The 25,453-nt window shown below is 38.5% G+C and carries 17 protein-coding genes and 1 pseudogene; 10 read left to right on the top strand and 8 right to left on the bottom strand.

The genetic code is table 11. The features are described 5' to 3' along the window. The first annotated feature begins 155 nt into the window (after positions 1 to 155). Positions 156 to 1,625, top strand: a complete 1,470-nt coding sequence (guaB, locus tag FNN09_RS17980; RefSeq protein WP_143303869.1) for an IMP dehydrogenase — start codon at positions 156 to 158, stop codon at positions 1,623 to 1,625. A 122-nt stretch (positions 1,626 to 1,747) separates the two neighbouring features. Next, on the top strand, positions 1,748 to 3,376 hold the full coding sequence (locus FNN09_RS17975) for an IS1182 family transposase (protein ID WP_143303868.1): 1,629 nt from the start codon (positions 1,748 to 1,750) through the stop codon (positions 3,374 to 3,376). A 995-nt stretch (positions 3,377 to 4,371) separates the two neighbouring features. On the opposite strand, the gene FNN09_RS17970 is transcribed toward FNN09_RS17975, so the two are convergent. The 3 genes from FNN09_RS17970 to FNN09_RS17960 form a co-directional block, all read right to left on the bottom strand. Further along, positions 4,372 to 5,190: an FKBP-type peptidyl-prolyl cis-trans isomerase gene (locus FNN09_RS17970; protein WP_366520179.1), complete on the bottom strand. Its 819-nt coding sequence runs from the start codon at positions 5,188 to 5,190 to the stop codon at positions 4,372 to 4,374. Positions 5,191 to 5,302: 112 nt separating this feature from the next. Next, complete coding sequence (locus FNN09_RS17965) at positions 5,303 to 5,887, bottom strand: FKBP-type peptidyl-prolyl cis-trans isomerase (RefSeq protein WP_143303867.1); 585 nt, start codon at positions 5,885 to 5,887, stop codon at positions 5,303 to 5,305. A gap of 244 nt (positions 5,888 to 6,131) precedes the next feature. Then, positions 6,132 to 8,432, bottom strand: coding sequence for a family 20 glycosylhydrolase (locus tag FNN09_RS17960; protein WP_221932532.1), 2,301 nt, complete (start codon positions 8,430 to 8,432; stop codon positions 6,132 to 6,134). Positions 8,433 to 8,729: 297 nt separating this feature from the next. On the opposite strand from FNN09_RS17960, the gene era reads away from it, so the two are divergent. The 4 genes from era (at position 8,730) to FNN09_RS17940 (ending at position 14,637) form a co-directional block, all read left to right on the top strand. Further along, positions 8,730 to 9,614, top strand: a complete 885-nt coding sequence (gene era, locus FNN09_RS17955; protein ID WP_143303866.1) for a GTPase Era — start codon at positions 8,730 to 8,732, stop codon at positions 9,612 to 9,614. 89 nt (positions 9,615 to 9,703) lie between these two features. Beyond that, a complete protein-coding gene (gene der / locus FNN09_RS17950; RefSeq protein WP_143303865.1) occupies positions 9,704 to 11,008 on the top strand; it encodes a ribosome biogenesis GTPase Der in 1,305 nt (434 codons plus the stop codon). A 151-nt stretch (positions 11,009 to 11,159) separates the two neighbouring features. After that, the gene (locus tag FNN09_RS17945; protein ID WP_143303864.1) at positions 11,160 to 13,166 is read left to right on the top strand and encodes a putative porin; all 2,007 of its coding nucleotides are present in this window, start codon (positions 11,160 to 11,162) and stop codon (positions 13,164 to 13,166) included. A gap of 52 nt (positions 13,167 to 13,218) precedes the next feature. Beyond that, positions 13,219 to 14,637, top strand: a complete 1,419-nt coding sequence (locus FNN09_RS17940; RefSeq protein ID WP_143303863.1) for a transporter substrate-binding domain-containing protein — start codon at positions 13,219 to 13,221, stop codon at positions 14,635 to 14,637. Here FNN09_RS17940 and FNN09_RS17935 read toward each other — a convergent pair. From FNN09_RS17935 to FNN09_RS17925, 3 genes are all read right to left on the bottom strand, one after another. Next, a complete protein-coding gene (locus tag FNN09_RS17935) occupies positions 14,585 to 15,265 on the bottom strand; it encodes a CoA pyrophosphatase (RefSeq protein ID WP_143303862.1) in 681 nt (226 codons plus the stop codon). The genes FNN09_RS17940 and FNN09_RS17935 overlap by 53 nt on opposite strands. A gap of 379 nt (positions 15,266 to 15,644) precedes the next feature. Beyond that, positions 15,645 to 16,889, bottom strand: coding sequence for an ABC transporter permease (locus FNN09_RS17930; RefSeq protein WP_143303861.1), 1,245 nt, complete (start codon positions 16,887 to 16,889; stop codon positions 15,645 to 15,647). A 159-nt stretch (positions 16,890 to 17,048) separates the two neighbouring features. Next, positions 17,049 to 18,248, bottom strand: a complete 1,200-nt coding sequence (locus FNN09_RS17925) for a pyridoxal phosphate-dependent aminotransferase (RefSeq protein WP_143303860.1) — start codon at positions 18,246 to 18,248, stop codon at positions 17,049 to 17,051. Positions 18,249 to 18,423: 175 nt separating this feature from the next. Between FNN09_RS17925 and FNN09_RS17920 the strand changes: the two genes are divergently transcribed. The 4 genes from FNN09_RS17920 to pgl all read left to right on the top strand — a co-directional run bounded on the left by FNN09_RS17920 (position 18,424) and on the right by pgl (position 24,749). After that, positions 18,424 to 19,185 carry a DUF481 domain-containing protein gene (locus FNN09_RS17920; RefSeq protein WP_143303859.1) on the top strand — a complete coding sequence of 254 codons (762 nt, stop codon included), beginning with the start codon at positions 18,424 to 18,426 and terminating at the stop codon, positions 19,183 to 19,185. A 149-nt stretch (positions 19,186 to 19,334) separates the two neighbouring features. After that, positions 19,335 to 21,980: a DUF5686 and carboxypeptidase regulatory-like domain-containing protein gene (locus tag FNN09_RS17915; protein ID WP_143303858.1), complete on the top strand. Its 2,646-nt coding sequence runs from the start codon at positions 19,335 to 19,337 to the stop codon at positions 21,978 to 21,980. A gap of 476 nt (positions 21,981 to 22,456) precedes the next feature. Then, on the top strand, positions 22,457 to 23,986 hold the full coding sequence (zwf, locus tag FNN09_RS17910; protein WP_143303857.1) for a glucose-6-phosphate dehydrogenase: 1,530 nt from the start codon (positions 22,457 to 22,459) through the stop codon (positions 23,984 to 23,986). A 61-nt stretch (positions 23,987 to 24,047) separates the two neighbouring features. Beyond that, positions 24,048 to 24,749 (top strand): 6-phosphogluconolactonase, encoded by a 702-nt coding sequence (gene pgl / locus FNN09_RS17905; RefSeq protein WP_255434166.1) that lies wholly within the window; start codon positions 24,048 to 24,050, stop codon positions 24,747 to 24,749. A gap of 30 nt (positions 24,750 to 24,779) precedes the next feature. On the opposite strand, the gene FNN09_RS17900 is transcribed toward pgl, so the two are convergent. Together FNN09_RS17900 and FNN09_RS21210 are read right to left on the bottom strand one after the other, a co-directional pair. Then, positions 24,780 to 25,025 carry a hypothetical protein gene (locus FNN09_RS17900; RefSeq protein WP_143303855.1) on the bottom strand — a complete coding sequence of 82 codons (246 nt, stop codon included), beginning with the start codon at positions 25,023 to 25,025 and terminating at the stop codon, positions 24,780 to 24,782. Between the two features lie 169 nt (positions 25,026 to 25,194). Beyond that, positions 25,195 to 25,453 (bottom strand): annotated as a pseudogene (locus tag FNN09_RS21210) (IS1595 family transposase); the annotation flags it as partial.

Here is a 25,453-nt window from a genome sequence, read left to right as displayed (position 1 = left end):
ATGATAAAAAAATAATTAGAGTGTAATTGGTTGATTAGTAGTGTTTGTATCTTGATTATGAAAAAATTACTTTGTAAAATGTCGTAATTAAGTTTTATGTGAATAATTTTTCACTACTTTTGCCAAAATTTTTTAATCCCCAAAAAAAAGGTTCCATGTCATTTACTGAGGATAAAATCGTTTCTGAAGGTTTAACATTTGATGATGTTTTACTTATCCCTGCTTACTCACAGGTGTTACCACGCGATGTTAAATTAAACGGTCGCTTCTCCAAAAACATTGTATTAAATACCCCAATCGTATCAGCAGCAATGGATACAGTAACCGAGGCTCGCCTGGCTATTGCAATTGCTCGCGAAGGAGGAATTGGTGTGATACATAAAAACATGTCAATTGAAGATCAGGCCAAACAAGTAGTAACCGTAAAGCGTGCCGAAAATGGTATGATTTACGATCCGGTTACTATTTTGCAAGGTAGCACAGTTGGTCAGGCTCTTGACTACATGAAAGAGTATAAAATTGGAGGTATTCCTGTTGTTGATCAATATGGCTACTTGGTTGGTATTGTAACCAACCGTGACCTACGTTTTGAGCCAGATATGGCTCGATCAATTGATGAAGTAATGACTACCGAGAATTTGGTAACGACTAACCAAACAACAGATTTGGAAAAAGCTGCTGCCATTCTTCAACAATATAAAATTGAAAAATTACCAGTTGTAGATGCTAACAACAAGTTGGTTGGATTGGTAACTTATAAAGATATTACTAAAGCGAAGGATAAACCTTTTGCTTGCAAGGATGAAAAAGGTCGATTACGTGTTGCTGCTGGTGTGGGAGTAACTGCCGATACTTTTGAGCGAATTGAAGCTTTGGTTGAAGCCAATGTAGATGCCATTGTAATTGATACTGCACACGGACACAGTGTTGGTGTACTGGAGACATTGAAAAAAGCAAAAGAGAAGTATCCACAATTAGAAGTAGTTGTAGGTAATATTGCAACAGCACAAGCGGCTCTTGATTTAGTTAAAGCTGGAGCTGATGGTGTTAAAGTGGGAATTGGTCCAGGTTCTATTTGTACTACACGTGTAATTGCAGGTGTAGGAGTGCCTCAGTTATCTGCTATTTTTGATGTGTCACGCGCATTAGAAGGTACAGGTGTACCAGTTATTGCTGATGGAGGTATTCGTTACTCAGGCGATATTGTAAAAGCTTTGGCTTCTGGTGCACATGCAGTAATGTTAGGTGGACTATTTGCTGGTGTTGATGAGTCTCCTGGAGATACTATTATTTATAACGGACGTAAGTTTAAGTCTTACCGTGGTATGGGTTCTGTAGAGGCGATGCAGCAAGGTTCAAAAGATCGTTATTTCCAGGATGTGGAAGACGATATTAAGAAGCTTGTTCCTGAAGGAATTTCTGCTCGTGTACCATATAAAGGAACTTTATACGAAGTGATTTATCAATTAATAGGTGGATTGCGTGCAGGTATGGGATACTGTGGATCTGCCAATATTGAAGAATTGCACAAAGCGAAATTTACTAAAATTTCAAATGCAGGTATGAGCGAGAGTCACCCACATGATGTGACCATTACTCGTGAAGCACCTAACTACTCGAGATAAGATTTTTGAAAATAATATAAAAGAGGGTGTCCAAAAACGGATTCCCTCTTTTTTCGTTCATAATCAATTGATTACAGCTGAGTTAGTTTGTTCATGTGCCTGATATTTAGTATCTTAAAAGCATGAAACAAATCAATTTCAATCCCTATAATCAAGGTCAATCTGAATTATTCCCATCGCGCCTTGATGAGTTCATTCCAGAGAATGCACCTGTTCGTATAGTTAGTCAAGTAGTAGATGAGCTCGATTTAGACGATATCGTTAGGAGTTATAAGGCTGGTGGGTGTAAAGGTTATCATCCCCGCATGTTACTAAAGGTATTGTTTTACAGTTATCTGAGTAATGTGTTTTCATGCCGAAAGATGGAGCAGGCCTTGACAGAAAGCATTGCTTATATGTGGGTAAGTGGGAAACAATTCCCTAAACATTCGTGCATTAACGACTTTAGAAGTAAACGTTTGAAGAAGCACATCCATAAGTTGTTTAGCCAAGTGGTATTCATCCTTGTTGATTTAGGCTATGTAAGCTTAGATGTTCAATATATCGATGGAACAAAAATTGAAAGCAGGGCCAACCGTTACAGTTTTGTCTGGCGCAAGTCCGTAGAAAAGCATAAAGCTAGGCTGGAAAAGAAAATAGCCAACATTCTAGAGCAGATAGAACAGGGTATTGCAGAAGATAATCAAAGTCGGGATGATGAATCACGTCCTTTTGATTCGGACGAACTCAAAAAGCGGATTTCGCAAATCAAGCAGTCAGAGAAAGCGCAGGAAAAACCAGTCAAGAAGCTGGTAAAAGAGTTGGAAAATAAACACCTGCCCAAACTTGAAGAGTACGAACAAAAACTCGAAGACATTGGCGACCAGCGCAACTCCTGCTCCAAAACCGATAAGGAAGCCACCTTCATGCGCATGAAAGAAGATCACATGAAGAACGGACAGTTAAAGCCAGCTTACAATGTTCAGATAAGTACCGAAAACCAGTTTATAACCCATTATGGTATTTATCAGAACCCAACTGACACACGCACCTTTATTGACTACCTCACAGGGTTTCAGACCCGCTATAATAAGCAATCAAAAGAAGTAGTAGCCGATAGTGGCTATGGCAGTGAAGAAAACTACGAGCACCTTGAAAAGGAGCAGATTGAGCACTATGTGAAGTTCAACTATTTTCATGCCGAACAAAAGAAAGCGTTTAAAACCGATCCATACAAAGTAGAGAACTTACATTATAATTCAACAGGCGATTTCTTTGTATGCCCAATGGGGCAACTCATGCATTTTGTTGCGGAGTACGAAAAGCAAAATGCTCATGGTTATAAAAGTACACTTAGAAAGTATAGAGCAAAAAACTGCAGCAACTGCCAAATCAGAGGGCGATGCTTTAAAGGCAAAGGCAACCGTAGCATCGAAGTCAATTTTAGGCTGAGAGCTTATAAACAAAAAGCCAGAGAGGCTCTTAATAGCGATAAGGGGTTACATCACCGAAGTAAACGGCCTATTGAACCAGAGGCTGTCTTTGGTCAGATTAAATACAACAAAGGATTTAATCGTTTTAAGCTAAAAGGGCTTGAAGGTGTTGGCCTGGAATTTGGCTTGATTGCCATCGCTATAAACATTAGTAAAATGACCAAGAAGTTAGTAGAAAGGGCTCTAAAGGAGACTATTTTACTCCAAATACGAATAATAGCCTCCATATCTAGCTTTAAAACAAAATACCAGCTCAACTACAGCCTCTCAGCGGTATAGCATATTAACAAACGCGATTCAATTTTAAAACATAAAAAAAGAGGATGCCGTAATTTTGGACACCCTCTTTTTNCAAGAAGTTAGTAGAAAGGGCTCTAAAGGAGACTATTTTACTCCAAATACGAATAATAGCCTCCATATCTAGCTTTAAAACAAAATACCAGCTCAACTACAGCCTCTCAGCGGTATAGCATATTAACAAACGCGATTCAATTTTAAAACATAAAAAAAAGAGGATGCCGTAATTTTGGACACCCTCTTTTTAGTTAAGTGTCATCACATTTAACTCTCTAAGAATTACCACTTATATCGTTCACTCATCAAAATATGCCTTTAGTACATTCCATTTCAAAAGTCGCATTGATGATGTTATAGCATGATACCAGCGCATTCTGAAATATAAAGATAGTATCACCCACATAATCCGACCCAGTTGGGTCAGACACCATAACCCAATTGGGTCATATTGCACGACCCAATTGGGTCGCGATATACCTATCGGCAACAATAAAGCCAGTCGACGGACAGACTGTAATACCGTTTACTCATCAAAATACACCTTACTAGGTTGTATTGCATTTCTAAAGGTCTGATTTGATTAGTCAAAACCACCCTACCTATAGCACTCCACCTTATAAAGGGTGGGAACCGGTTACATTGCCCATCCTCTTCCCTTTTTCAGGGGAAAGTAACTCCGCTTGGTGAGAGTAAGATTAATTCTTAATTCATTAGCGGTAAGCCTACATATTATCTATGTAAACCAACATGAGTTAATAACACCATTTATATTCAAATGCGCTGGTATAATGCCGATACATATTCATAGTGCTTTTAGGAGCGAAGCGAACGAAAGACATTTTGATTGTAAACAGTATTACACCTTTTGAATAGGAGTAGATAAAAAATAGAGAGTCGCAGCAAATTCATCCACGTATTAAAACAAAAACGGGCTGAAGAAGACTCTCCAACCCGTTTATATTATAAAGCAGCGATGCTTACTTCTTCACAACCTCAATTAAATCAAGGTCAAAAATAAGTGCTGTGTTAGGGCCAATTTTAGCTCCCGATCCACGCTCACCATACGCCAATTCAGCAGGGATATACAAGCGCCATTTACTACCTGCAGGCATTAACTGCAATGCTTCGGTCCAACCTTTAATTACTCCAGTTACACCAAATGTAGCAGGCTGCTCACGCTCAACAGAACTATCAAAAACAGTACCGTCGATTAAAGTACCATGGTAATGACACTTCACACGATCTGCTGTTGTAGCAATAGGTCCATTACCTTCTTTAATAATTTCGTACTGAAGGCCTGAAGCAGTAGTAATTACTTCTGCACGACTACCATTCTCTTCCAAGAATTTCTGCCCTTCAGCCAGGTTAGCAACAGCTTTCTCTGCACGTTCAGCATCTTTCACCGCTTTCAACGACTCCATCACCTTACGTAAGTACATGTCTGCTGTTGTTTCAGTAAAATACGACTTGTTATATGCGAATTCGTTCATGAATCCTTTCATAAAAACAGCCTCGTCAATCTCATTGAACATACCTTCCAGGTGCTCAATATTGGCCTTTTTTACTTCTTGCTTAGCTAATGTTTTTGCTAAACCAACACATGCTGCCGAGTCAACCTCAATTGGCCAACGCTCAAATTGCTGTTTTAAATTAGCAGCCTGAAGATAACCTAGTGCATAACTCACACTATCTGTCTGGTCTGCAAAATCCATTTTTCCTGTGTTAGGAACTTTAGTACACGATGCCATTACCATTACAAGTAAAGTAAAGGCCGCTAGTAGATTTGTTACTTTCATCTGATAATAATTTGCTTTCATTTGACACATGAAACTCGCCAATTTAGTCATCCTCATGTGTGAGGAGCTATTCTCATGACTCATTTCATCTGTTTAATTATATACGAATTGATTATTTAATAGCTAAAAGCTCAACTTCAAACACAAGTGTTGTGTGAGGTCCAATGTGCTGACCAGCTCCACGCTCACCGTAAGCCAAGTCAGATGGGATAGCTAAACGCCACTTACTTCCAACTGGCATCAACTGCAATGCTTCAACCCAACCTTGGATAACACCATTAACCGGGAATGTAGCAGGCTCGCCACGCTCAACAGAACTATCGAATACAGATCCGTCAATTAAAGTACCATGGTAATGACACTCTACCTGATCAGTAGCAGCAGGCTTAGCACCGTTTCCTTCAGTAATAATTTCATACTGCAATCCGCTCTCTAATGTTACTACACCTTCTTTTTTAGCGTTCTCAGCTAAAAAGTCTTTACCAGCCTGAACAGCAACTTCTGCTTGCTTAGCCTGTAGCTCACCAAAAAACTGTTGTAGTACCTGATTAGCATCATCAGCAGACATTTGAGTGTCTTTACCTTCAAAAGCAGCTTCTAGCCCTTGTGTGAATTCAGAATATTCAATCGTCTCAATACCTGACGCTTTAAGATTTTGCGCCAAGTTCATCCCTAGGGCATAACTAATTTTGTTCATTTGTTTATTTTTAAAATGATATTATTTCTTTCAAAATCGAGTGCGAAAATACATTATTTAATGCGAAATAGAAAACCATGCTTTAGCAAAACCAAGTCGTAAAAAAAGCCTCTCGATTAATCGATAAGGCTTTTTCTCTTTTGCGATATATTTTTCTGCAACGCCCACTGTGGCTTTATAAACACACAAGGCTTCAAAATATTAATTTTCAATAGCTAGCCACAAGTAAAAGCAAGCGTTTTTATTAGTTACTGTACATGTCGTTATTTACAGTGATAAAATCTTCTTTTCCCATTTTTCGGAATTGTATTTTAGGACCATTCCATGTTTGAGGCCATCCACCAATAACATTATTGAGATAAATGAGTTTGATCGGGTGTTTACCTTTTGCCAAAGCTACACTTGTGTTATTGCGTGAAAAACGCTTCACCTCACCATCGTTATCGATGAGTAATTGATTGGATAAAAACAATTGATCCAAGTTAGACTGAAACTCATAAATACCATCACTTGGTATGCTAATATAACCTTTGAACACATGTGCAGATGGTGTTTTATAATCGAGTCGACGGTCTTTAACCCCTCTTTCATCTATTACACCATCGCGTGTTTGCCAATCTCTTACCTTTTTTAAGTCAGAAACATTCAAAAAAGACCCATCTACATATTCTTCTGCTAGTCCTGGTTTTGTTGTTCTCACGTTTGTTGCAGGTATTAGTTTGGTTTTAGTTACATTTATTTCGCGATGCTTACTCATTTTACCACTTACCAATAAAGTAGCAATATTAACAGTTTGATCTTCGTCGAAAAAAAGTGGTTTATTATACACCTTTGACTTAGGTGTTGGTAACGTGCCATCTGTTGTATAAACCATTGGATAATTGCGTGTATTGCTGAATTCCAATTTAGCTTCATCTAAATAAACCACCCTATTAAGAGGCCCCTCGGGTAAAGGAATATGATAATTAATATTGTGATGATCCAGACGTACGAATTGCTTATCCAAACGTTTAACGAACTGCTTATACTCTTTTTGCTCTTTTTGCGTCCAGTTGACTTCAGCCAAAGCTATCAGGCGCGGATAAACACGGTATTCAACTAACTCAGGTGTATACATATATTCTGTCCACACATTACCTTGCGTACCTAACACGTGTTTTATCTTATCTTCGACTAATTCAGCAGGAACCGGTTCGTAATTATAAGACTCTTCCAAGGTAGTGTAGCCTCCAATGGCTACCGGTTCTACCCTATAATCGCCCTGGTAATGATCCAGGTAACACCAATTACCTGGCGTCATTACAACATCGTGCCCCTCATTTGCCGCTTCGATTCCACCTTTTTCACCTCGCCACGACATCACGGCAGCTGATTCCGCGAGACCACCTTCCAGTATCTCATCCCACCCAATCATTTTTTTCCCATGATCCAGCAGAACTTTCTCAATACGCTTTATAAAGTAGCTTTGTAGTTCATGCTCATCCTTTAAGCGTTCACGCCGAATTCGACGCTGGCAGCTAAGGCACTCTTCCCATCTTTCTTTAGAGCACTCATCTCCACCAATATGAAAGTAGGTTGATGGAAATAAAGCAACAACTTCCTTAATCACATCTTCCAAAAACTCAAAGGTTTCATCTTTCCCTGCACAAAACACATCGGGCTCAACACCCCACACATTCCTGACTTCGAAAGGACCACCCGTACATGAATATTCAGGGTAGGCGGATAAAGCAGCCAATGCATGCCCAGGTAATTCTATTTCGGGCACTACTGTGATAAACCGATCAGCCGCATATTTTACAATTTCCTTTACCTCTTCCTGAGAGTAATACCCAGAACTAACAAAGCCCTCTCCCTCTGTTCGTTTCGATCCAACTTTAGTCAATAGAGGATATTTCTTTATTTCAATACGCCAAGCCTGATCTTCCGTCAGATGCCAATGAAAGGTGTTCATTTTAAACATGGCCATCATATCCAAATGCTTTTTAATGTTTTCGACAGGCACAAAATGACGACATACATCCAGGTGCATCCCGCGCCATTTAAAGCGTGGTTCATCCTTAATATCAACTACAGGTATTTTCCAATTTACATTATTAAGCTCTGTTTTTGCCTCGATATCGGGTGGCAATAATTGTAACAAAGTTTGCAAGCCGTAAAATAAACCATGTTTAGTAGGGCTCGCAACATGAATAAAATCTTTCATCACAGAAACAGTATAACCCTCTTTAGTCATGTTTAATGATGGGTCGATATTTATAGATATAAAATTAGAGCCTGGTTCATCACTACTCATCGATAGTTGATAACCAGTAGCAGTATTTATCTTTTCAGAAAAATAAGTAACTAATTCTTTTACTTCATCATCGTTAATAAGCCACTGGGTTGACTTATTAAGTTTAAAGTAGCCGTGTTTTTGTACAATAGAATTGGGCTGTGGAATAACTGAAATAATCCCTTTTTTCACCTCCTCAGGTTGGCCACAGGCCATTAAAAACGACATAAGAAGTACAAAAAGATAATGACGGGTTAACACAGTCTTCATAGTTAAAGGGTTTATCAGAGTAACAAAATATTTATAAAAGATTAAAGCTAATGAAAAGCAAGCATTTTTGCTGTGTTACCAAACATTTTATCCCTTTTTTGACTTTCTTATTACAAAACAATAAAACACAAAAACATTCGTCAGTACACGACATGGTGCAATCGATACCTCATTCACACGGAGTACTCATCGCCATAATGTTAGGTTCTAATGAGTCATTTGCTTGTTATTGATTTACAACAAGCAACTAAGCTTAACTATTTATCTTATCTTTGCGCTCTAAAACAAAAATAACATATGACACATAAAGCAGGCTTTGTAAATATAGTGGGTAACCCCAATGTTGGAAAATCAACTTTGTCGAACGAATTAGTGGGCGAACGCTTATCTATTATCACATCGAAAGCACAAACTACACGACATCGTATTTTTGGCATTGTTAATAAGCCTGAGTACCAAATTGTTTTTTCAGATACACCTGGTGTATTGAAGCCCAATTACAAATTACAAGAGTCGATGCTCAAGTTTTCTAAATCGGCCCTTAACGATGCGGATATCATCTTATACGTAACTGATACTTTTGAAAAACCAGATAAGAATGATGAATTCTTAAGTTCAGTTCAAAAAACAGATATTCCAGTATTATTGGTAATCAACAAAATTGATTTGATTGACCAAAGTAAACTGGATGACATTGTTGATTTTTGGAAAGTACAGCTCCCTAAGGCTGAGTTATTCCCAATGTCGGCCTTGCGTAAATTCAACACGCAAAACTTGTTTAATCGCATCATTGAAATGCTACCAGATTCACCTCCTTTCTTTGACAAAGAGGCTATTACCGATAAATCAGAACGCTTTTTTGTTACCGAAATCATCCGTGAGAAGATATTGGTACAGTATAAAAAGGAGATTCCATACTCTGTAGAGGTAGAAGTGGAAGAATTTAAAGAGGCCAAAGAACGCATTGACATTCGTGCCATTATACATGTGGCTCGCGAGTCGCAAAAAGGCATTATCATTGGTCATAAAGGCGTGAAATTGAAGTGGGTTGGCATAGAAGCTCGCAAAGACATGGAGGCCTTCTTTAAAAAGAAAGTAAACCTGGTTACCTACGTTAAAGTGAGTAAAGATTGGCGCGACAAGGAGAATTTCCTTCGCGGACATGGTTACGAACTAAAATAGTAATTGCACCTAATTCAAAAATAAAGATTGGTGTAACGCAGGAGTTTAACTACCTTTGCAGCCCCGAAATAATAAAAGAAAATAGCATCATGGGAAATATAGTTGCAGTTGTTGGCCGTCCAAATGTCGGTAAGTCAACATTATTTAATCGATTAACCGGAAGCCGACAAGCAATTGTTGATGAGCAAGCGGGAGTAACACGCGACCGACTTTATGGCAAAGCTTTTTGGAATGGTGTTGATTTTTCAGTGATTGACACTGGAGGTTATGCAACCAACTCTGATGACATTTTTGAAGAAGCCATACGTAAACAGGTATTGATCGCCATTGAGGAAGCCGACATCATCGTTTTTGTTGTTGATGTGGTTACTGGCATTACGGATTATGACGAAGGTGTTGCTGATTTACTTCGCCGCTCGGCTAAACCTGTTTTGATGGTTGTTAACAAAGTTGATAACAGTGAACGTATAACTGAGGCTAGTTATTTCTATTCTCTTGGATTAGAAAACCTATTCCCTCTTTCGGCTATTAATGGATCTGGAACAGGTGAATTCCTTGATAAGTTGGTTTCGATGTTCCCAAAAGATGAGAACGAAGAAGAACTAGACTTACCTAAGTTTACCATTGTAGGTCGACCAAATGCTGGTAAATCTTCAATTATAAATGCCTTTATTGGTGAAGACAGAAACATTGTAACGCCTATTTCGGGCACTACGCGTGATTCAATCTTTACACGTTACAATAAATTCGGTCATGACTTTTACCTGGTTGATACAGCTGGTTTGCGTAAAAAGTCGAAAGTAAATGAAGACCTGGAGTTTTACTCTGTAATGCGTGCTGTACGAGCCATTGAAAATGCAGATGTTTGCATGTTAATGATTGATGCAACGCGTGGATTTGAAGCACAGGATCAAAAAATATTCAACCTTATCCAGCGTAATAAAAAAGGCATCGTTGTATTGGTTAATAAATGGGACCTTATTGAAAAAGATACACATACGGTTAAGAAATTTGAGGCTATGGTGCGTGAATCTATGGCTCCGTTTACCGATTTCCCTATCGTGTTTACCTCTGCTACAACCAAACAGCGAATACACAAAGCTATTGAGGCTGCTTTAGAAGTTTACGAGAACAAAAACACAAAAATTACAACTTCTAAGCTTAACGACACATTACTTCCTTTAATCGAAAGGTACCCACCGCCATCGACAAAAGGAAAGTTTATAAAAATAAAGTACGTTACACAATTACCAACTCATTCGCCAACCTTTGCTTTCTTCTGCAATCTGCCGCAATACATCAAAGATCCGTACATGCGCTTTTTGGAGAATAAAATTAGAGAACATTGGGATTTTAATGGTGTTCAGGTAAATATTGTATTACGTAAGAAATAAAATTATTGAAGCTACCTCTGGTAGCTTCTTTGTTTTGCACACCTCAGTATCATCAAAGGGCAATTGCAAACTTTTTGGCTATATTTGCTCATGTTAAATTGAATAATTTATCGCAAATAATTTCAATTCAAGCGATTTGATCAGAATTAATATGCAACTAAGCTTCAACAAATACCTTACAGCCTTATTAATTAGTATTTTCTCACTGAGCTTTTCTGTAGCTCAACGTCCAACAGGTGGCAGCCAATCAAGAGGTGGCGCTCCCGAAGATCAGATTGGTAAAACAGAAGGTGACTTTATACGCCCCGATGTTCGTAGCTGGCATTTGACCAATAACTTCACTTTCAGCGACACAGTTCCAGTGGATACACTATCCAATGGATATCAGATATACAATCAGATTTTTAACAAGAGCATTGCACAAGCTTGGTTAGGCAACATGAACTCGGCCAATCAATCCATGATTTTTCACGAGCAACAACAACATTATGGGCATTTGTTTTACAACCCATTTCTAACATACATTCCTCAGCCGCACGAACTATACTTTTACGACACCAAAACACCCTACGTTAATGTCACTTATCACTTTGGCGGACCTAAACGACGATCAGAAGAAGCGATTAGCGCTACTTACACTCAAAACGTAAACAAACGCCTAAATGTAGGAATACAATACCAACTGAACTCTTCAATTGGACAATATCAAGGTCAGAAAGCCGAAAATCAAAACTTTAAATTCTGGACAAGCTACAATGGTAATCGTTACAACGCGCATGCCGGATTGATATATACCGATATTGACAATCAGGAAAATGGTGGAATTAACCCATTGGGTGAAGGACGTGATTTTCAGGAATTGGAACCAGATGAAATTCCTGTTCAGTTTCAAACAGCTTATAATCAAATCACATCATATCAGTTTTTCTACAACCACTCTTTATCGATTGGTAATATAAATGTTAAAGGAAAAGATTCAACGACAACTGAATTACCGGTTAGTACAGTGTATCATACCATAAAGTTTGACCAAGGTAAACGACTGCACAAAATTGATGACCTTCCCAACTATTACATTACGGATACACCATTCTATCCAAACATTTACAGAGATTCGTTACAAACGCGTGACAGCACCTTGTACAATAACCTATCCAACACTTTTCAGATTAAATTTAATGAGGAGGCCAATTCTTTGTTAAAGTTTGGATTAAGAGCTTACATCATAAACGACATCAGCTTTTATAAATTTCCAGGACAAACATCATGGAATTATGACGAGAATGGCGGCGGCATTCCTAACTACCAAACGCGCGATACCACCTTGGTAACATCTGCCATTGGAGGCCAAATATTTAAAAACTTAGGTAATAATTTCTGGTGGAATGCAGGTGCTCAACTCTATTTCCAGGGATACCGCGCTGGCGATTCGGAAATAACGGGTAGTTTAAATTCCCGATTTAGAATACGTAAAGATACAGCAGGCTTTTTTGCACATGGTGGTATATATTTCCGTCAACCCGAGTTGTTTGAAAACCAATACTTCTCAAACCATCTTCAGTGGTCAAGAGATTTCAACCAAGTAAAAAGCATAAAAGTTCAAGGAGGCATTCGTATACCAACCCGCCGTTTAGAACTAAGTGGTGGCGTAAACCTTATTACAGAGCATATTTATTGGCAAAACAATGGCCTACCAGGGCAAACCAGTTCGGTACTACAAGTACTAAATGGCCGCTTGAAAAAACATTTTATATTAGGTAGGGTGCATAGTATAAACGATGTAGTTGTACAATACACCAGCGACGACAAGTACATTCCTTTACCTTTGCTTGCTCTGTACAATTCAACGTATTACGAAAATACTTTATTTAAGGTACTTCACTTTCAATTGGGTTTTGACATTAGGTATAACACATCTTATTATGCTCCCATGTACATGCCTGCAACTGGCATGTTTGTGAACCAGCAACTCGAAAAAGTTGGTAATTATCCATTTGTTGATGCCTTTGTAAACCTACAGCTTAAGAGAGCGCGTATCTATGTCAAATTTGACCACCTAAATCAGGGATTTCCTAACGAACCGTATTACACCACCTACCTATACCCAGGTAATCCTCGGAACTTAAAATTTGGTGTATCGTGGAATTTTTATGACTAAGGAAGTAACTTAAGTGCTTGTATTAAAGTACAAGCAAGTAACTTTATAGGCTATGAAACAACCATACATTATCGTACTAATGTTTATTGCTGTGCTCTGGAGCTGTCAGCCAAAGAGCACTGTCAACAACACAGAAACTACAGCAGAGTTAATATCTATTGATTTAAACGATATTGTTAAGCGCGGAAAGATACGTGTTGTTACTGATTATAATTCCACCAATTATTTTGTATACAAAGGGCGTCCTCTTGGTTATCAGCTCGAATTACTGCAAGCACTGAGCAACACTTTAGGCATTAAGTTGGAGATAGTTGTTTCAAACGATCTTCAAAAAAATATCAACAGCTTACGCAATGGTGATGTTGATTTAATTGCCACCAACCTGACGATTACACGAGATCGTAGTAATGAGGTTGCTTTTACCGAGCCACATTGCATAACTCATCAGGTGCTGGTGCAACAAAAACCCGATAAAAAAAACACATCATCGCTCAATAACCACCTAATACGTAACCAACTTGAATTAGCTGGTAAAACAATATACGTACAACAAAACTCAGCCTATGTTACACGTTTAAGAAGCTTAAGTAACGAAATAGGTGATAGTATCAACATTGTGGAAATTCCAGATTATGAGGTGGAACAATTAATTGGCCTTGTGGATAATGGTGAAATTCCTTTTACCGTTTGTGATGATAATTTGGCTCGCATCAACCTCAACTTCTATGATAATATAGATGTGGAAACAGCCATCAGCTTCCCACAGAAAATTGCATGGGCTGTTCGCCCCAATTCAATCGACCTAAAAGATGTAGTGGACAATTGGCTCATCAGTTTTAAAAAAACCAATCAATACAAACGCATATATCGCAAATACTTCATCAATAAACGCTCAACGCATCTGGTTAACTCCAGCTTCCATTCCATTAAAGGAGGACGCGTATCGGCCTACGATGCCATTATCAAATCAGAAAGTGAGAAGCACAATTTTGATTGGCGATTGATAGCGGCTCTTATTTATCAAGAATCGCGTTTTTTACCAGAAGTAGAAAGCTGGGCAGGAGCCGTTGGTCTTATGCAATTAATGCCACAAACAGCAGAACTATTTGGAGTAGATACGCCAACATCGCCTCAGGAAAATATTCAAGGAGGCTTAAAATTCTTAATTTGGTTAGATAAGCGTTATACAAGTAGAATTGAAGATCCGGATGAACGCCTAAAGTTTGTGCTTGCCTCATACAACGTAGGACCTGGCCATGTGGAAGATGCGATGCGCCTGGCAGAGAAAAACAATAAAGACCCGTATCTGTGGGAAGATAATGTTGATTACTATTTGCTCAACAAATCAAAACCATCATTTTATAACGACCCAGTGGTTAAGTATGGCTACTGCCGAGGCGAAGAACCCTACCATTATGTTACCGACATTCTGGAGCGCTACACGCATTATAAGAACGTGATAACTGATTAGAAAATACCTCAGATAAAGAAATCATTGCAAGAAACTCACTTAGCATCATGGCTGTGGCACCCCAAATTACAAAATCATCAATTTTATAATAGGGAGCATCAACTTGTCTGCCGTTAATATTACGAGCAAAATGATGCACTGTTTCAGGCAATAACAACTGTTTTACAGGTGTTTCTATAATCGACTCAACCTCTCTCAAATCAGGGATAAAAACAGGTTGTGTTTCAGTAATACATACCTGTGGGTATACTATAAAATTGGAGTTTGGAATATATAATGAACTTAACTCACAAATAAACTCAAGCTCAGAAGGATTAACACCAACCTCCTCATATGCCTCTCGTAAAGCAGTATCTAAATAGCTTTTATCATCTTTTTCTTGCTTACCGCCTGGAAAACTAACCTGTCCACTATGTGCTCCATCGTATTGAGGCCTCTGAATTAATGGGATGCACCATTCGTTATCCTTTTTATACAATAAAATAAGAACACTGCTTATTCGGGCTCTGGATTCATCGTACTTTATATGCCCAGTAAAGCGAACTGAAGGCGACATCAGTTTTTGAGCAGCATGCCCAGGTAAGGGTTTTGTTAATGCTTTGATAAGTAAGTTAATCTCCTTTGTCATACACTTTTCTTTATAAGTTAACTTGGAAAACGAATAGATTGTTCTCTTTTAAGTTAAATAATTGTGATGACTTTTCCTATTTCAAAGCTTCGAAAATTAGGGCATAAAAAAAGGCCGAGCGTTCTCGGCCATTTGTCCCATTTATTAACTTAAACCTTAATTAAGTATTTGCCACCTTTAACCCAACAACCATACCATCATTTATTAGGCGATGGTATTCGCATTAAGAAATGAACAACATTAAACCAATAACACTTAACTAGCAACAACTTACAAACGCGAAAATTTTTAATAAAATTTTTACCTTTTAAGTTACGTGAAATTAACACTGAAAATAAACGTACGAAAACGGACAGCGAGCGTCACAAATCGAACAGCCCTAATTAAAGCGTATTGCTTTGACAGGAAGGATTCGAGAGACCAGATATGAAGGCCCCAACATCATGCTCATGGTTACAATGAGAACACATAAGTTTAAGGCGATCATTTGTACAATATCAATATGAATAGGTACAGTTGATAAATAATAATTGGAAGGATCCAACTTAATCAATTGAGTATATTTCTGAATCAAACACAAGGATAAACCGATAACATTACCCCAAATCATTCCACGCCCTATGATAAAGCTTGATAAATAAACAAAGACCTTTCTCAGGCTCCAGTCATTGGCACCAATGGCTTTAAAAATACCAATCATGTTTGTTCGTTCAAGTATAAGAATTAACAAACCTGAAATCATATTGAAACTGGCCACCAGGATTATAAGAATAAGAATGACATACACATTGGTATCTAAGATATCGAGCCATCCGAATATTTGTGGTTGAAGCTGCTCAATAGTACGCGTCCTCAGCATGGTACCATTCTCTTCCACCGTGGCACTTGTCAAATAAAATATTTCATCATTGACCAAATGCATTTGGCTAAAATCATTCACGCCAATTTCATAACCCGATACTTGCTCTTCATTCCATCCATTCAATTTCTGAATGTGCTTTATATCAACAAAAGCATATAATTTATCATACTCAGGAAAGTGTGAGTTATAAATACCTGCTATCGTAAAGCGTCTTAGCAAGGGTCTGTCATCCATAAAATACATGCGCATCTTATCTCCAACTTGCAAGGCCAGAAGCTTTGCTATTTCTTCTGATATTAAAATCTCACCTAAACGAAGAGTATCACTGAACGAAGGCAGTCGTCCATCGACTAAAATGGACTGAATAAAATCCCAATTATACTCCTGCCCCACTCCTTTGAGTACTATACCCTGTATAGCTTCATTGGCTTTTATGATGCCTGGCTTGGTTGCAAACCTTTGGATATAGGAAACTCCATCTACTTCATTAATTTGCTCTTCCAATGTTGCATTGGCTGTAATCGGATTGGTTTCGGGCGAATAGTTATAATCATAACTAACCACCTGAATATGCGATGCAAACCCACTTATTTTTTTACGAATTTCCCCTTTAAACCCAAAACCTACAGCCAAAGACAAAATCATTACGACTACACCTAATACGATACCAAGTGTGGCAACTTTAATTACCGGACCTGCAAGACGTTTGCCTGTTAGACCCCCTGAAGCAATTTTTTTGGCTATAAATAGTTCGAAATTCAATGTGTATGGTTTTATACAAAGGTAGAAAAAGAAGAGAAAGAATAAGGGCTAAGCCTATAAATAGTCAACGGGTGCCATGGTTAAATAACCAACAACACCCGTTGAATAAATAAAAAGCAGGAGAATACTCTCCTGCTTTTCGTTATATAACACTAACTTTTATTTTGTGCGACCAGGGTACACTTTAAGTGCAGCCTCTAGTGTTTCAATGGCATTTCCTAAGTCCTCTTTATTTAGAACGTATGCAATGCGTACTTCGTTTTTACCTGCTCCCGGAGTACTGTAAAAACCTGAAGCTGGCGCCATCATTACCGTTTGACCATTATGATTAAAATCACTCAAAATCCACTGACAGAATTTATCTGAATCATCAATTGGTAATTTGGCAACTGTGTAAAAAGCACCTTTAGGCATTGGAGAATAAACACCTTCAATCTTGTTTAATCCCTCCACAAGGAAATTACGACGATCGATGTACTCGTTGTACACCTCATCAAAATACTCTTTAGGCGTATCCAATGATGCCTCGGCAGCAATCTGACCAAAACCAGGAGGGCTTAAACGTGCCTGAGCAAATTTCATTGCCGTATCAATAATGGATTTATTTTTAGTTACCAAAGCCCCAATACGAACACCACACTCACTGTATCTTTTAGAAACCGAATCAAACATTACTACGTTATTCTCAATTCCATCCAGGTGCATGGCTGATATATGCTTCTCTCCATCGTAACAAAACTCACGATACACCTCATCAGAAAACAAATAAAGCTCATGCTTCTTCACAATTTGCTTTAACTGATCCATCTCATCTTGAGAGTATAAATAACCAGTTGGGTTATTAGGGTTACAGATTACAATTGCCTTGGTATTAGGAGTAATCATTTTCTCAAACTCTTCGATAGCAGGTAAAGCAAAACCATCTTCAATGCTTGAGCGAATAGGCTTAACCTCAACCCCTGCCGACACGGCAAAACCATTGTAATTAGCATAGAATGGCTCAGGAATAATCACCTCATCACCAGGATTTAAACAAGTTAAAAAGGCAAAAGTAATGGCCTCTGAACCACCTGCAGTTACCATTATCTCATTCTCATCCACATTAATATTAATGCTCTGGTACATCTTAGCCAGTTTCTGACGATAGCTTACGATACCAGCAGAATGACTGTACTCAACCACTTTAAGGTCAATGTTGCGTATAGCATCTAAAGCCACCTCAGGTGTTTTAATATCGGGCTGACCAATATTTAAATGATACACCTTTGTTCCTCTTGCTTTCGCCTCTTCGGCAAATGGCACCAGCTTACGAATTGGCGATGCCGGCATCTGTTGTCCTCTATCAGAAATATTAGGCATTGTAATACTTTTTAATGTGTTTCAAATAATTCTTTTATATCCGCAAATTTAGATTATTAATCAATACAAATTTCATGATTTTAAGCAGTTTTTTAGCTGATGAAAGTTGCTGTTTTGAATACATGTTTTCACATCTCAATGGAAAGCGTATTTTTGTGGCATATTTGTCCAGCTTATGCACAAGGGATTTTTTACATTAATATTATTTCTACTCGTTAGTTTTTCTTCAATTGCACAAATTGTTAGCATTGATAAAAGACGAACAAAAAACCCTAACAAGGGTTTCCAGGGCGATGTTAACCTAGGACTTAACTTTGTACATACGACTACCGATATGATTCAAATCATGTCGCGCTTTAAACTGCAGTATAACGATAACGACAACACCTACCTTTTTTCGTCGGAGGTTGGTTATAGCAAGGTTGATAACGAGAGTAATGTTAATAATGGAGGCATGATGTTTAAGTACAACTACTGGGTGCCCGATAAAATAATTATTGCAGAAGCCTTTTATCAATATCATTACAACAGAGTAAAACAATTAAAGCACCGCCACATACTAGGTGGAGGCCCTCGCTTTAACATTGCTGACAAAGAGAAGTTTTCACTCTTTTTGGTGGCCTATACCATCTACCTCAACGAATTATTTGAGACAAGCACGTACGAACGTAGAAAAAGCTTGGTTAAGTTTAGCTCCATGTTGTCAACCGATTGGCAAATTTCACCCAATGCCTCTTTAGCCCACAGCACCTATTACGAGCCAGATTATTCAGACCCTGCTGATTTTCGTATTTGGAGTGAAACACGCTTAGGCATAAAAATCACCAAAAAGTTTTCATTTGCTCTATACCTGCGCTTTGATTACGATAATTTGGTACCACCCGATGTTGATCCTTTGTTCTACACAATTAACAACTCATTCAGCTTGAAATTTTAAGCGTTCAAGTGTTTTTTGTTGAAAAACGTGTAACTATTATAGTTGCTTATTCGCCCTACATTGAATTGTGGAATGCGTTACCGTATCGTCGCATTAAATATTCAATAGAATAACTATATTTACACTAACTAAACCAACATCTTAACGCTATGTTAATCCAAAAATTACTACTGACTGGGTTGATTTCACTTATGCCCATACTCACTTTTTCTCAAGGTATTAAAGGCATTGTTAGTGACAGCGAGGGCAATTCTGTTCCATTCGCAACTATTTACCTTAAAGAAACCACATCAGGCACCACCACAAACGACTTGGGCGAATATGAAATTCTACTGGAAAAAGGCCAATACACCATCGTTTTTCAAGGCCTGGGGTTTCAAAAGACCGAAATTACCGTTGATGTGAATGACGAATTCATTACCAATAACATTGTGCTCAAAAAGCAAGAGTATCGCATTAAAGAGGTACGTGTGTATTCGGGTGGCGAAGATCCTGCTTATCCTATAATGCGAAAAGCCATTAGTTTAGCTCCCTACTACCAGCGGCAGACAGAACAATACAAAGCTGAAGTATACCTTAAGGGAAGCTTGCTTATGAAGAAAATTCCTAAGCTTTTTCAAAAAATGATGGAAAAGGATGAGGAAGCACCTGACATTAAGGTGGGCGAAACATACACTCTGGAGTCGATGAATGAAATTGAGTTTACAGCACCTGATATTTACAACCATACTGTACTCTCATCACGTTCTACTTTTCCGGATACCAATGATGATAATGTAATTGGCTACATTACCTATAGTTTTTACGAACCAACGCAAGACATGGCTATTTCGCCACTGGCCCCCAATGCTTTTTCGCATTATAAATTTGTATACGAGGGCTTCTTCTACGAGGGAGATGTTGCGGTTAATAAAATTAAGGTGGTACCAAAGCGAAAAAGCCAACAAAGCTACAGCGGATACATCTACATTGTAGATAACCTTTGGAACATCCACTCTATTGATGTTACCAACGATGCCTTTTATGGCGAACTAAACATCAAGCAGGTTTATGCCCCTGTTAAAGAACGCTCTTGGCTCCCTATCAGTCATCGCTTCATATTAAAGGCATCAATCATGGGGGTTAAAGCCGACTTTCGATATGCAGGCTCCGTTAAATACTCCGACATTAAACTCAATACTTCGTTACCAGTACCCAATACTTTAATGAAGCAATACGCGGCCGAGGATGCTGCCAAAGAAGCAGCAGAAACCCTAGCACAAGAACAAGCCGAACAGTCGCGTCAACAAAAAAAGATGGAGGAGCTCCTTGCCAAAGAAGAGCTATCAAACCGAGATATGATCAGGCTATCGCGTTTAATTGAAAAGGAATCCAGAAAAAATGAACAGGAAGAAGAGCCTTTGGAAATAAAAGACACATATAAAATTACGCACAAAAAAGATACAGTCAGCAAAGACTCATCCTATTGGGAAACCATCCGACCAATTCCGCTGACCAGTGATGAATTGCGCAGTTTTGAAGTCAAAGACTCCATTAAGCTGGCCGAAATAAAAAGCGATACCACCTCAACAAAAAAGAAAAAGCAGTCGGCCTTTAGTAAAATTTCAGGTGGTTTTCTATCGGGGCATACCTTTTATGCCAACGACTCATCTACACGAATTACTTACCATGGTTTAATTGGCCTTAGTCAAGTTGATTTTAATGCTGTTGACGGATGGAGTTATCAGCAAAAATTCACGATACGCCACAAAATTGATTCGGTACATTCCTTTCGTTTTGAACCAATGGTAGCTTATGCTTTTGCACGAGAAAAAGTGATGTGGGATGCCAAAGCAACTTACACTTTTGCACCTTTAAAAAGAGCCAACATTGGTCTGTATGGCGGACAACTGAGTCGCGATTTCAATAGTCGATACGGTATTGACCGAACCTTAAACATGTTCTCTGCCTTGTTTTTTAAAGAACATTATATGAAGCTTTACCAAAAGGATTATGTGGCCGCCAATGGTTCTTTTGACCTCATACACGGCATGCGCATTAAATTGGCAGCATCATACAGTCAGTACGAACAACTCGACAACAATACCAATTGGTCAATTCTGGAGCAAGACACACCCTATGTTGATAATATTCCGCCCAATGATCAGGTAGGCCCCGAACACTTAATGGATCAAAGCGACCTGTTTACATCCATTGATATTAGCTATACTCCTCGCAGACGCTACCGCATGTATAAAGGGCGTAAAATAATGTATGGCTCAAAATACCCAACGTTTAGGGTAAATTATGTCAGAGGCCTAAACGGTGTTTTCGAAAGCGATTCAGATTATGAACTCATCTGTGGCGATATTTCGCAGAAACGAGAATGGGGAATTTTTAATGCTTTTAACTGGCAAGTGGGTGCAGGATATTTCTCGCGGAATGATCAAATGCACTTCTCGCGTTTCCAGCATTTCAACACATCAGAAATACCAGTTAATTTCAAAAGCTGGAACAATGCCTTTATGTTATTAGATGATTACAGATACAGCACCAACGAATGGTATGCCAAAGCGCATGTATCTTACACCGCCTCTTACCTATTGCTTAAATTCTTACCGGGTCTGAGTAATCGCTTGTGGACAGAAAACCTTTATACCAGCTATCTCACTCAACCAAACTATAAAAACTATGCCGAGGTAGGTTACAGCATGAATCAAATATTCCTGATAGGCAGCGCAGGTGTATTTGTCGGTTTTGAAGATGGTAATTACGCACGATGGGGATTTAGAGTCGGTATCAACATCAATGATTAATTATATTCTAATCAATTTTAATTAAGATATAAGAATACTTGGCTAGGACTGGCCTCAGCCTGTGAACCAAAAAACAGGTTTGAAATGACGGTTAAAAATTGTTTTCTGTTTGAATCCTTTTGAGGTACGAAAAGGATGAGTTTAAAACAATTTCAGTCATGAAATCCTTGTTTTTTTGAGTGAGAAGGGTGTAGCCTAGACTTTTTTTGCTTCGTTTTTTGTGTCATGACAAAAAATGAAGTCCGGTTTGGGTGGATAACCCAATGAAAAAATTAAGAACACATCTCACTCTGCTTATAGCACATAGAGATGCGTTCTTTTTTTGAGCAAACAATAACAAGCCTGCACTTGTTAAAATCATTACGGCATGTTTATTTTGCTGTGTGTATTAGTATTGCTTTAATACTACGGCACCTTGACTTATAAACCCGAGTTTTAAATATAAATCGAACTCAGGTTGTAAAAATTTCAAAAAAATGAATCAAGCTAAAAACCATATACTAGTAATATTCGGCGCCTCAGGCGATTTAACCTATCGCAAATTGGTTCCTGCTGTTTTTGATCTTTTCGATCAGGGATTATTACCAGAAAACTTTGCCATTCTGGGTTTAGGAAGAACAGACCTGAGTGATGTTGCGTTTAGAGAGAAAATGAAATTGGGTATCGAACAATTTGCCCTCAACAAACCGGATAACCAGAAAAAGCTTGATCAATACCTTGAGAAACTACATTACTTCTCATTTGACACCAAAGATCCGGATGAGTACTGCCTACTAAAAGGGAAGCTGCGCGAATTAGATGAACGGTATAAAACAGGCAGTAATTTCATTTATTACATGGCCACGCCGCCGAGCATGTACAACATTATACCAGCACAATTATCTGAGCAAGGCTTAAGTGATGAAACAAGCGGGTTTAAACGGTTAATAGTTGAAAAACCATTTGGCTACGATCTTAAAACTGCTAAAAAGCTTAACAAAGAACTACTACAATATTTTAAGGAAGATCAGATTTATCGAATCGACCATTATTTGGGTAAAGAAACAGTTCAGAACCTATTGGTCACACGCTTTTCCAATGGTATTTTTGAACCGCTATGGAATCGTAATTACATTCATCATGTAGAAATTACCGGCGCTGAAAACATTGGTGTAGGTAACAGAGGTGGTTATTACGAAGGCTCTGGTGCCATGCGCGATATGATTCAAAATCATTTATTGCTCTTGGTTGGATTGGTGGCTATGGAGCCGCCTGCTCTCATTGACTCAACGAATATACGTAACGAAATTGCCAAAGTATTTCATTCTTTACGTCCGATAAAAGAAGATGATGTATCGAAATACGCCATCCGCGGACAATACACGGCGTCAAAAATTAAAGGTCAACACGTAAAAGGGTATCGCGATGAAGAAGGCGTGGCCGATAACTCTCGAACTGAGACATTTGCCGCCATTAAACTTTTTATCGATAATTGGCGATGGGCCGATGTACCATTTTACATCCGAAGTGGTAAAATGCTACCAACGCGAGTAACCGAAATCGTTATTCACTTTAAAGCAACTCCGCATCATTTGTTTGCCGATGACGAATCCATCTGCAAAAATTACAACCAGCTGGTCATTCGTATTCAGCCCGACGAAGGTGTGTTGATGAAGTTTGGCATGAAGGTACCAGGTGCAGGTTTTAAAGTGCAGAATGTGAACATGGACTTCCATTACAGCGATTTATCAGACACCTATCTTCCGAGCGCCTATGAACGATTGTTATTAGATTGCATGTTGGGCGATGGCACGTTATACCACCGTGGCGATGCCGTAGAGGCCGCGTGGAAATTTGTTGATCCAATACTAAATGCCTGGAAAAACGATGAAAGCATACCAGTGCATGGCTATCCGGCTGGAACATGGGGCCCTGATGTATCAGACGATCTAATTGATGAAGATGACATAACCTGGCGTTATCCTTGTAAAAACCTGGCTAACGACGGTAATTACTGTGAATTGTAAAACTTCAGGATCTGCACTTGCAAAATACCGCAAAACTATTCCTGACACAAACTAAAACATCATGCATAAGATATTTGATTCAAAACAAGAATTAGCCACTTATTTTGGTGAGTATTTACTAAACAAAACAAAAGAAAAACCCGATTTAAACATAGCTCTTTCAGGAGGAAGTACGCCCAAAGTCATTTTTGAAGTGTTGGCACGAGATTTTGAAAAATCAATTGATTGGACAAAAATTCGCTTCTTCTGGGGCGATGAACGATGCGTTCTTCCAACCAATCCAGAGAGCAACTTTGGCATGACCCGTGAGCACTTATTTGATCATGTTAAAACAAGAGCCATCAATATATTTAGGGTAAAGGGTGAGCTTGACCCACAAGAAGCTGTTAAAGCATACAGCGCAACAATAAACGACAATGTGCCGCATGTCAACCACATACCCCAGTTTGACATTATGCTACTAGGCATGGGTGATGATGGACATACAGCATCCATCTTTCCACATCAAATAAAGTTGTGGGATAGTAACAACATTTGCGAGCTCGCACAACACCCCGAAACTGGGCAGGTACGAGTGAGCCTTACGGGCAAAGTCATAAATAACAGTAAAGAGATCATTTTTTTAGTAACGGGTGCTAACAAAGCCGAAAAGGTGGATGAGATTTTTAATAAAAAAAATAATTATCAACAGTATCCAGCGGCTTTAGTAAATATGAACAAGGCCACTTGGCTATTGGATAAAGAAGCTGCTGAAAGTCTTTAGCAATAGTTTTTCTTACAAGTGCTCAAAAATTCACTTCAGGTAGATTTTTCCTCCATTGAAGTGAACACATCGCGTGTTCAAGTGCATGTTTCTTGCCTTCAAGTGCGTATTGCTGTCTTTCAGGTAGGCTTTGCTGTCTTTCAAGTAGGCTCTGTTCCCTTTCAAGTGCACATTACTGCCTATGCGGTACACAAATCTGCCTATGCGATACTCTATGTCGTCTTTCAAGTGCACTAATCCATCTTTCAAGTGCATTTTTCTTGCCTTCAAGTACATTTTGCCAACTTTCAAGTGCACTTTGCAAAACGAGATGACCACTTGAAATACTTATCACAACGAGATCACCACTCTTGCCTTTAATTCCATAGGTGAGATTCAATTATTAATAGGCAATTTTACTAACATCAGTTGAAACATTATGAATATAATTTAATGGGGTATCTCATCAACACCCGTGATTTTCTTTTATAATTTTATCGTATGTCACAGGTTCTGTAATAACAGCCTGCTCAAGTAGTCGCATAAATAGCAAGCCTCTGCTTTTAGAGGTTCTTCTATTGTACCTGAATACATATTCATCCAAATAATAACCCAGCTTATTTTTATTCAAATAGCTTTGATGTGTTCCTAGTAACCATCTTTTAAGCAACGAAGCTATACGATGGACATTTGGCAATACTTTTTCATCCTCTTCCTTAACTACT

The sequence above is a fragment of the Carboxylicivirga sp. M1479 genome (assembly GCF_007097485.1).
In the GTDB taxonomy this organism is placed as follows: domain Bacteria; phylum Bacteroidota; class Bacteroidia; order Bacteroidales; family Marinilabiliaceae; genus Carboxylicivirga.
This window is presented reverse-complemented; position numbering and strand designations above follow the sequence as displayed.

Excerpts from the sequence above, each read along its gene's own strand:
- guaB (WP_143303869.1), top strand. The coding sequence starts at position 156 with ATGTCATTTACTGAGGATAAAATCGTTTCTGAAGGTTTAACATTTGAT.
- zwf (WP_143303857.1), top strand. The coding sequence starts at position 22,457 with ATGAATCAAGCTAAAAACCATATACTAGTAATATTCGGCGCCTCAGGC.
- era (WP_143303866.1), top strand. The coding sequence starts at position 8,730 with ATGACACATAAAGCAGGCTTTGTAAATATAGTGGGTAACCCCAATGTT.
- FNN09_RS17965 (WP_143303867.1), bottom strand. The coding sequence starts at position 5,887 with ATGAACAAAATTAGTTATGCCCTAGGGATGAACTTGGCGCAAAATCTT.
- FNN09_RS17975 (WP_143303868.1), top strand. The coding sequence starts at position 1,748 with ATGAAACAAATCAATTTCAATCCCTATAATCAAGGTCAATCTGAATTA.
- FNN09_RS17925 (WP_143303860.1), bottom strand. The coding sequence starts at position 18,248 with ATGCCTAATATTTCTGATAGAGGACAACAGATGCCGGCATCGCCAATT.
- FNN09_RS17935 (WP_143303862.1), bottom strand. The coding sequence starts at position 15,265 with ATGACAAAGGAGATTAACTTACTTATCAAAGCATTAACAAAACCCTTA.
- FNN09_RS17915 (WP_143303858.1), top strand. The coding sequence starts at position 19,335 with ATGTTAATCCAAAAATTACTACTGACTGGGTTGATTTCACTTATGCCC.
- FNN09_RS17960 (WP_221932532.1), bottom strand. The coding sequence starts at position 8,432 with ATGAAGACTGTGTTAACCCGTCATTATCTTTTTGTACTTCTTATGTCG.
- pgl (WP_255434166.1), top strand. The coding sequence starts at position 24,048 with ATGCATAAGATATTTGATTCAAAACAAGAATTAGCCACTTATTTTGGT.
- FNN09_RS17970 (WP_366520179.1), bottom strand. The coding sequence starts at position 5,190 with ATGAAAGTAACAAATCTACTAGCGGCCTTTACTTTACTTGTAATGGTA.
- FNN09_RS17920 (WP_143303859.1), top strand. The coding sequence starts at position 18,424 with ATGCACAAGGGATTTTTTACATTAATATTATTTCTACTCGTTAGTTTT.
- FNN09_RS17900 (WP_143303855.1), bottom strand. The coding sequence starts at position 25,025 with ATGTACTTGAAGGCAAGAAAAATGCACTTGAAAGATGGATTAGTGCAC.
- FNN09_RS17945 (WP_143303864.1), top strand. The coding sequence starts at position 11,160 with ATGCAACTAAGCTTCAACAAATACCTTACAGCCTTATTAATTAGTATT.
- FNN09_RS17940 (WP_143303863.1), top strand. The coding sequence starts at position 13,219 with ATGAAACAACCATACATTATCGTACTAATGTTTATTGCTGTGCTCTGG.
- der (WP_143303865.1), top strand. The coding sequence starts at position 9,704 with ATGGGAAATATAGTTGCAGTTGTTGGCCGTCCAAATGTCGGTAAGTCA.